Source organism: Fodinibius sp., from assembly GCF_041642155.1.
Lineage (GTDB): Bacteria > Bacteroidota > Rhodothermia > Balneolales > Balneolaceae > Fodinibius.
Window position 1 is genome coordinate 1 of the sequence record NZ_JBEPWZ010000119.1, and the last position, 8,496, is coordinate 8,496.

Annotated in this window: 7 protein-coding genes; 6 read left to right on the top strand and 1 reads right to left on the bottom strand. The window is 48.5% G+C overall.

Annotation, left to right across the window (positions count from 1 at the left end):
• The 3 genes from recD to ACESLU_RS08405 all read left to right on the top strand — a co-directional run.
• Window positions 1–1,345, top strand: a 1,345-nt coding sequence (gene recD / locus ACESLU_RS08395; RefSeq protein WP_372637812.1) for an exodeoxyribonuclease V subunit alpha, incomplete at its 5' end; no start/stop codon positions are given.
• A gap of 570 nt (window positions 1,346–1,915) precedes the next feature.
• On the top strand, window positions 1,916–3,253 hold the full coding sequence (locus ACESLU_RS08400) for a hypothetical protein (protein WP_372637815.1): 1,338 nt from the start codon (window positions 1,916–1,918) through the stop codon (window positions 3,251–3,253).
• A 148-nt stretch (window positions 3,254–3,401) separates the two neighbouring features.
• Window positions 3,402–4,097, top strand: a complete 696-nt coding sequence (locus ACESLU_RS08405; RefSeq protein WP_372637818.1) for an inorganic pyrophosphatase — start codon at window positions 3,402–3,404, stop codon at window positions 4,095–4,097.
• A gap of 265 nt (window positions 4,098–4,362) precedes the next feature.
• Here the strand turns inward: ACESLU_RS08405 and ACESLU_RS08410 are convergent, their stop codons facing one another.
• Entirely contained in the window at window positions 4,363–5,118 is a 756-nt protein-coding gene (locus ACESLU_RS08410) for an FKBP-type peptidyl-prolyl cis-trans isomerase (RefSeq protein WP_372637820.1), read from the bottom strand.
• 438 nt (window positions 5,119–5,556) lie between these two features.
• On the opposite strand from ACESLU_RS08410, the gene ACESLU_RS08415 reads away from it, so the two are divergent.
• The 3 genes from ACESLU_RS08415 to ACESLU_RS08425 all read left to right on the top strand — a co-directional run.
• The gene (locus ACESLU_RS08415; RefSeq protein ID WP_372637823.1) at window positions 5,557–7,164 is read left to right on the top strand and encodes a DEAD/DEAH box helicase; all 1,608 of its coding nucleotides are present in this window, start codon (window positions 5,557–5,559) and stop codon (window positions 7,162–7,164) included.
• Between the two features lie 3 nt (window positions 7,165–7,167).
• Window positions 7,168–7,935: a lysophospholipid acyltransferase family protein gene (locus ACESLU_RS08420; RefSeq protein WP_372637826.1), complete on the top strand. Its 768-nt coding sequence runs from the start codon at window positions 7,168–7,170 to the stop codon at window positions 7,933–7,935.
• 27 nt (window positions 7,936–7,962) lie between these two features.
• Window positions 7,963–8,496 (top strand): hypothetical protein (locus ACESLU_RS08425; RefSeq protein ID WP_372637829.1); only part of this gene is annotated, 534 nt, incomplete at its 3' end.

Genomic DNA, 8,496 nt, shown 5'->3' on the forward strand with positions numbered 1-8,496 from the left:
CGCTGCGCTGGCGGTCAGGCACACCCTTACCGTTATTTCAGGGGGACCCGGAACCGGGAAGACTTCGACGGTGGTGCGGATCCTGGCCTTGCTGGCAGAGCAGGGGGAGGCCCGCGGGCAGCTGCCCACTATCGCGTTAACGGCCCCGACCGGCAAGGCCGCCGCCCGCCTGCAGGATGCCATACAATCTGCCAGGGAGTCGCTGCCGGTAACGGAGAGTATACGCGGGGCCATTCCGGAGGAAGCCGTTACGCTGCATCAGCTGATGGGAGCACGCCGGTATACTTCCAGGTTCACGCATAACACCGAGAACCCGTTATCCCATGATGTGGTGGTCATCGATGAAGTGTCGATGGTGGACCAGGCGATGATGAGTCGCGTGATGGAAGCACTGCTTGAGGGGACGAGGCTTATTCTGTTGGGAGACAAGGACCAGCTTGCTTCCGTGGAAGCGGGGTCGGTTCTCGGCGATATCTGCAGGGGGGCGGAAAACCGGTTTTCGTCAGACACCTCAGAGTGGCTGCAATCGCTTTCGCTGGACCTCCCGGGTGAGGCGACGGTTTACGATCCCGATGCATTGACCGACTATGTGACGCTGTTAACCGAAAGCTATCGCTTTGAGGCGGACAGCGGCATAGCGCGGCTGGCCGGGCACGTAAACCGGGGAGAGGCTGAAGAAGCAATAGCTATTTTGAGATCTGAGCAATATCCGGAGATTACCCTTGTCACTTCGCGGGAAGCTTCGGCCCTTGAAGCGCTCCTTGCCGACAGGACGGGCCGGTATTTTGACCGGCTTTCCAGCTGCAGTTCCGTGGATGAGGCTTTTGCCATCCTTAAGGATTTTCGCATTCTCGCAGCTCACCGCAGAGGTCCCTGGGGCATTCGTTATCTGAACCGGTATATCGAGCGAATCCTGCAGGAGAAGGGATCCATTCCGAAATACCGGCAGTGGTATACCGGCAAGCCGGTGATCGTCAATGTCAACGATTACTCACTGGGATTGTATAATGGAGACACCGGCATATGCCTGCCCGACGATGAACAGGAGCCGAGGGTGTATTTCCGGCACGGCAATGCCATTCGCGCAGTGGCTTCGTCACGATTGCCTGACCATAATAAAGCCTACGCCCTGACGGTGCATAAAAGCCAGGGATCGGAATTCAATAATATCCTGCTGGTATTGCCCGCTGCACAGTCAAAGGTGATAAGCCGGGAGCTTATCTACACGGCCGTTACGCGCGCTCGCCAAACGGTTGCTATCCTGGCCCCGGAAGAGATACTGAGACAAGGTATTCGGAAGAAGCTGCAGCGAACATCCGGTTTGTCCGATCGCCTGTGGCGGTAAAGTGCCGTATGAATCCTTTTTAAAGCGTCTTTTTATTTTTTATAAAAAGATCTAAAAAAAATTAAAAAACACGGAACTTAATCGCGAAGAGCAGGTATGAATTAGTGAACATACTGATCCTTGGTTACCTTTGTGACCATTGATTTGTACCCCGAAAAGCCAACGTACAAGGAGAAGCCGGTTGAAAGCCGGCTTCTTCTATTTTAAAGAGGGTTTTATCGCCTTATTGCAATTCATCATAACAGGTAAATAAGCTATTAGGGTAAAAATTTTAATTCTGTAGGGGATTCCAGGATCATTCGAACCCTGCTTTTATTAAGGCCTTAGTACTTTTTTCTGTTCCCGGTTAATACCTTTCCCCCGGAAGCACTCCCTGCTCTTTCCACTATCCTTCTCGTACGATTTCTGCGATCTGCTATCTTCTCATAGGATGCCAAAAAGCCCTTCATAAGGCTGTAAATACACTATTTAAGTCAAATTCGCAGCATATTCATAAAATTTTGGAACAATTTTTTTTGGTACCCACTTTAATATGAAGCACCAACCAAATGCTAATAAAAAATAATTATTATGAGATTTAATCGGATACGAAATATTATTTTAGTACTGACGATATCATTAGTAGGTTTTGCCTGCAGTGATTTCACTACCTCGTCCAACAGCGAACAGGCTACCGTTAACGGACGGGTAGAGAGTAATGAATCGAGCAAGGCAAAAGATAATGATTCAGGCTACCAGGTCTCCGCCGTTGAAGGCGCTGCTGTTACGGCGGCCCGCATATCTGCAGATGGGAGTTTGGAAACCATCGGCAACGCAGAAGCGGAGACCAACGCAGAAGGGGAATTTGCCATTGAAATTGACGCGGCCTCTGCTGCCAATGCTTCCGATAATATTATTGTTATGGCCGAAAAAGAAGGCCGGCAATGGAAAGCAATAGTTTACGGGAAGCTGGAAAATGGTTCTTCTGTGGACCTTAAACCCCTATCGGGTGAGTCCACCGGCGAAGCAAGTGTATATCAACAGGTGGTTGCCAATGGAGACACAGACTTGGTGACAAAGGCAGATGTCGAGGCTTATATCGGTACAGAAACAGCGGCGGAAATCGAAAGTAAAGAAGAAGCCGCTGTTGAGTTTGCCAATGCCCTGGCTGCTGAAGCCCACGCCCGAGCCGAGTCTTTTGCAGATCAGTCTGTAGAGCTTGCTGAAGAGCAGATAACTGAAATAAAAAATGCAAAGACAGAAGCGCTGGCTGACCTCAACGCTTCGTTATATGCTTCTTCCAGTCAATCTGCCAGGGCTGAGGCCTATAATACCTTTGTCAACGCTATAGCTTCAGCACATGTAAACGCGGAAGTGAACGCCGACGCTTATGCTAAAGCGAAAGAAATGGCAAACAATCTGGTCCTCAAAAAGGCTGCTGGCGTTTCCGATGCAGCCCGGTCGGAAATAAGAGCCAATGCTGCGGTCCTTGTAGCCATAGCCGTTGACAAGGCCGTCCAGGCTCGCATGGAAGCGGCTGAGATAGCGGAATCTTCTGTGGAGGCTGCCGGCGAAGCCGGAGCCGAGTTGCGAACAGAAATACGAGCGAAAGCTGCGGCCGGCGCAGGTGAAATAAAAAGCCTGTTCACTACTTACAACGAGAAGATTATTAATATACTCGAACAGGAATTTTCAGCAAACGCTGAAACTATAGTCAGTATCAACAGTCAGATTAATGGTGCCGGTGGTGCCAAGGCTGTCCTGGAGTCAAGTATTGAAGCCAGTGCCGACACCGATGCTATCGTACAGGCATATTCTACTTTTTATGACGCTGTAGAGACCTTGGTTGAGAGTCTGCTTTCAGCCGGCAGCGATGCCGAAGCCGAGGTTGTGGCCGATGTTATGATCCTGGTTAACATGGGTAATTAAGACCTATCCGTCATATTATTATGTTTTGGAAGAGCCGATGTAAAAGTCGGCTCTTTTTTTATTTCTCATTTTTACAATTAGTAGTCATCGGCTCAAAAAAATTTGTACTTTTAGCTATTCAACTTGTTAATCTCTGATCAATCATAAAATGGAAAGAGACCAGATCCGACGTTTTTTAGAATCCATCAAGTTATTCTCGAAACCCCATCCCTGGCACGGTATCAACATCGGCGATGATGCGCCCCGCAAAACAAAAGTATTCATCGAACTGGTACCGGGTGATACCATGAAATATGAGCTGGACAAAGAGAGCGGGTATCTTAAAGTGGATCGGCCGCAGCGCTTTTCAAATATTTGTCCCACGCCCTACGGCTTTGTACCCAGAACCTTGTGTGCCGAGAAAGTGGCCGCCTTTTGTATGGAAAAAACGGGGCGGTCGGGTATTATAGGCGACGGGGACCCGCTGGATATTTGTGTGATTACAGAACGAAATATACCCCACGGCAATTTAATTCTGGATGCCATTCCGATAGGGGGGTTGCGAATGATTGACGGCGAAGAGGCCGACGATAAAATAGTTGCCGTATTAAGCGGCGATGCCTCGTTCGGACAGATTCGGGATATTTCGGAAATACCCATCCATATGATCGATCGGCTTTCCCATTATTTTCTGACCTATAAGGAAAAGCCTTTCAGCGACGAAAAGCGCGAGTGCGAGATTACGCACATTTATGGCCGGGACGAAGCGTTTGAGGTCATTAACCGGAGTGTGAAGGACTACAACAAACGGTTTGATGTGGATAAGCGTAAGCTTTTGAAAATAATTCAGACCGGGCTCAAATAGTGTCGTATCCGTTGGCCTGTGATGAGTAATTAAAAAAGCGAGGCAGACTCGTCCCGTTGTTAATGAACCCCGTTTTAAATGAAAAGAGGCCTTTGCAAAAACAACGGTTTTGCAAAGGCCTCGGGGAATACGGTTTAAAGCCGGCCTTGTTTTATAACCTGATAATAAGATCCGACCCTTGCCGAAAGAATTGGAAGAAGGCGAGGGAGATGTTCGGTTAACTTTTCAGATCGAATTCAGGTTAACGCTGGTTGTGTTATATCTATTAATTGCCGGAAGAGGCATCATCAGGGGGATTGACTTCCAGGAGCTCGACTTCAAAAACCAGCGTCTCATTAGGACCAATCGGTCCCCCGGGACGTGGATTAGGTCCATAGCCGAGCTCGGATGGTATCCAAAACCGGTATTTCGCTCCCTCGTTCATTAGCTGCAATCCTTCGGTCCAGCCGTCGATAACCTGGTTTAAGGGAAATTGAACGGGCTCGCCGCGATCATGGGAACTGTCAAACTCTGTCCCGTCCAGGAGCGTCCCGGTATAGTGAACCTTCACTTCGTCGGAAGAATCGGGGGAGGCTCCTGACCCTTCTTCCAACACCTTGTATTGAAGTCCGGAATCAGTAACCTGTACCCCTTCGTTAGTCCTGTTTTCAGCTAAAAACTCTTCCTCCTTTTGCCGGTTTTCCTGGGCTTCCGCCTGTTGCTCTTTCTGTGCCCGCTGTTGAGCTTCCATCTGGTACGACTGTACCACCTGCTGCATCTCTGACTGAGAAAGACTGGACTCTTCATCTTCCAGCGCACTTTTTAATCCGCTGGAAAATTTATCAACATCAATATCGGTCATCCCCTGTTGTTTCAGTGACATTGAAGCAATTTGATAGCCGAGGCTGTAACTCACGCTGTCAATATTCGTTTCCAGGGTTACATCCGTTGATGCAGAGCCGGAATCCGAACTGCATCCTGCGAAGAAGGCCGCAGCACCAAATAGTATTGAAAATAAGAGTGTTATCTTTTGTGAGGTCATTACAATCATTAATTTTGAATTTTTAATTAAGCTTTGAATTTATCCAAAATTTTGGCCTATAAAAAATTTGTCGTCAAAGTTAAGTGATTTCGATTTAAAATCGTATCTTTAACGACAGTAACCCGAATATTTTACATATAGAGCTATGGATCACATATAGGCCGCTGGTTAACAATGTGTTATAAAGCGCGATATCGGAAATTACACTCAATCATAACTGTGGATTGGTACGTAGCGCCGCGTTGAATCTCAAAACGTTTGTTCAGCGTTCGGGCATATGTCTCACGCACTCTTTCGTGGCTGGCCTTCTTTACGATTACATTTCTTGGTGAAAAATCCGGGCTAATCATACACCAGAGGCTTTGAGAAACCAGATATTGGCCAAAAAACGGTTTTGCAAAGCTTTCTACAACTAACAATAAACACAGGATACTACCTTTGAGTTTTAAGAAGTTTACATTAAGTGACGAGCTTCGTCTTGGCTTGCAGGATCTTCGTTACGAAGAGCCTACACCTATACAGGACGAATGTATACCGCTAATTTTGGAAGGCCGGGATGTGATTGGCGCGGCCCAGACCGGCACGGGTAAAACCGGCGCTTTTGTTATTCCACTGCTGCAGCGGATTATTAAAGATCCCTCGGAGCATACCCAGGCGCTGATTTTATCGCCTACCCGGGAGCTTGCCCAGCAGATAGAAGAGCAGGTTTTTGCGCTTGGGTACCACACCGGCGTCAGTTCCGCCACCGTCACGGGCGGGAGCGATTACGGCACGCAGGTGAAGGCTATTCGTGCCGGCGTGGATATTATTGTCGCAACGCCCGGACGCCTGATTGATCAGATGAAAGTACTGAATCTCGATTTCAGTCACCTCAAGTATCTGGTACTCGACGAAGCCGACCGGATGCTGGACATGGGGTTTCTGCCCGATGTGATGAAGATTGTCAAGCAGCTTCCCACCGATCGTCAGACGATGCTTTTTTCGGCCACGATGGTGGAAGAGGTTCAAAAAGTGGTCGATGAAGTGATGAAGGATCCCGCCGAGGTAGAGTTCGAAGTATCCAAACCGGTCGACAGTGTCGACCAGCAGATTTACTTTGTGCATCCAAAAGAAAAACTGGGCCTTTTCGAGAAGCTGTTTGATGCGGATAAATACAAGACGGCGATTGTCTTTTGTGCAACGAAACGGGGCACAGACAAGGTGGAACGGATGCTCAAAAAGCGGGGGGTTAACGCGGTGAGCATGCATGGTGACCGCGACCAGGAGGAGCGGAACGAGGCGCTTCGGCTTTTTAAGAACAAGACACATCCCGTGATGGTAGCGACGGATGTGCTGTCACGCGGCATTGATATAAATGACGTTTCACTGATCGTAAATTTTGACGTACCGAATAATCCGGAAGATTATATTCATCGCATTGGGCGAACGGGGCGGTACGACAAGTCGGGGACGGCCATCACTTTTGTCAGCAACAAGGACAAAAAATACTATCATGCGATAAAAAATGTGGTCGGGGACCAGCTTTCCATTCGTGAAGCATCAGACACTGGGGATGACAATCGAAGTCCGAAACAAAAGAGCGAGCGCAAAAAGCGTCCGGTTCGGAGTTCGGGCGGGGACAAACGATCAGAGGAAAAGAAGTCTTCGACAGAGGTCAAGGCAACGGAGAATGGAGCTCCTTCGCAAACGGAAAAGCAGAAGAGCCGGAGCAGGCAGGAGAGCAAGCCTTCCAAAGAAAAGGAACAAGCAAAACAAAAAAAGGAAGAGGCTGTCCAGGAAAAAAAACAAACCGCTCATAAAAAACAGGATCAGGAGAAAAATGACAAAGGCAGGGGGAAGGGGCAAGAGACAGCAACCTCAAAACAGAAGAAGCCATCCGGCCGATCAGGTCGTTCTCCGAGGAAAGAACATGCCGAGCCCGTGTACGAGGACGATATTTTTCAGCCCGAGGTCATTGAACAGGCGGTGGTTCGCAACAGGAAATCGCTGAAACCGGCCAAGGGGATACTGGGCGTTATTAAAAGTTTGATCCCAAAGATTTTTTGAGAGATGGCAAGCCGAGTCAAATCGCTGTTCATCTGGATGGGAATAGCTTTGCTGATTCTCTTTTGGCTGCCGATGCTGGCGGTCCGCCGGCTTTTTGATCGCGACCCGGCCCTTTATAATACCGGGAAATTGTTCCGTAACCTGGGGATGGCGATTTCCAAAATTAATCTCAATTGGAAGATTGCCATTTCCGGTCACACTGATATTGACGATCGCCGTCCTTATGTAATGGTATGCAATCATCTTTCGCAGGCGGATATCCCGCTCATATCCAATTTACCCTGGGAGATGAAATGGGTCGCCAAGAAAGAGCTTTTTGAAGTCCCGATAGTAGGCTGGATGATGCGGCTGGCGGGAGATATATCGGTGGATCGAAAGGCCAGGAACCGGCGAAAGAAGACGTTTAAACAGGCGCGGTACTATTTGAACCGAAAATGTTCGGTTATTTTTTTCCCCGAGGGGACACGCTCGCGAAATGGCAAGTTGAATACCTTTGCTTACGGTGCTTTTGAGCTTGCTGTCAGTGAGGGGGTCCCGATACTGCCGATGGTCATTGACGGGACCCAGAATACCCTGCCCAAAAAAAGCTGGACATTCGGCCAGTCAAAACATATCAAGCTGAAAATCCTTAAGCCCCTGGATACGAAAGAACTGAAAGTCGATGATATTAAAGAACTTTCGGAAAGCGTGCGCTCCCATATCGCCCGGCAACTGGCTGAATGGCGAGGCAGGCCCGTCGAAGAAGTGGATAACCTGCGGCCGTCCGGTTAGGTGGAAGAATAATCAAACACTATCTTTATGAATACGGACACACTACCACAAGACCTTCTTTATCTTTATGAACGCAGTTTAAATCAATGGATAGAAAACCTGCATACCATACCGGATGATCTGCTCTGGACGGTACCGGAGGGCGTAACAAACAGCTGTGGCGTGTTGACTCAACACGTGATTGGAAATCTCAACCACTATATCGGTCACGGTATAGGAGATACCGGCTATATACGGGACCGCAGCCGGGAGTTCAGAACAACGGAGACCACCAAGGAAGAGCTGGTACAAGAAATAGAAGATTTGAAAGATACGCTCGAGGAAATATTCGGGGAAATAGATGGCGATGAGCTGGCGGACGAATTTCCTCTTGAGTTACCGTATAGAGAGACTAAAAGAGGAACGCTGATACATCTATACGGACATCTTACCTACTCATCTGGGGCAAATAAACTATCTGCGCCGCATTCTGGCGATATAGATGAAGCCGGGCTAAACGGTACTTTGAGCCACAAGTTATTTTCGATAACGGATGAAAAGGTCCCGGCAGAATCATACCTT

Bases quoted from the DNA above. Each gene is read 5' to 3' on its own strand.
- ACESLU_RS08420 (WP_372637826.1), top strand. From the start codon at position 7,168: ATGGCAAGCCGAGTCAAATCGCTGTTCATCTGGATGGGAATAGCTTTG.
- ACESLU_RS08405 (WP_372637818.1), top strand. From the start codon at position 3,402: ATGGAAAGAGACCAGATCCGACGTTTTTTAGAATCCATCAAGTTATTC.
- ACESLU_RS08410 (WP_372637820.1), bottom strand. From the start codon at position 5,118: ATGACCTCACAAAAGATAACACTCTTATTTTCAATACTATTTGGTGCT.
- ACESLU_RS08400 (WP_372637815.1), top strand. From the start codon at position 1,916: ATGAGATTTAATCGGATACGAAATATTATTTTAGTACTGACGATATCA.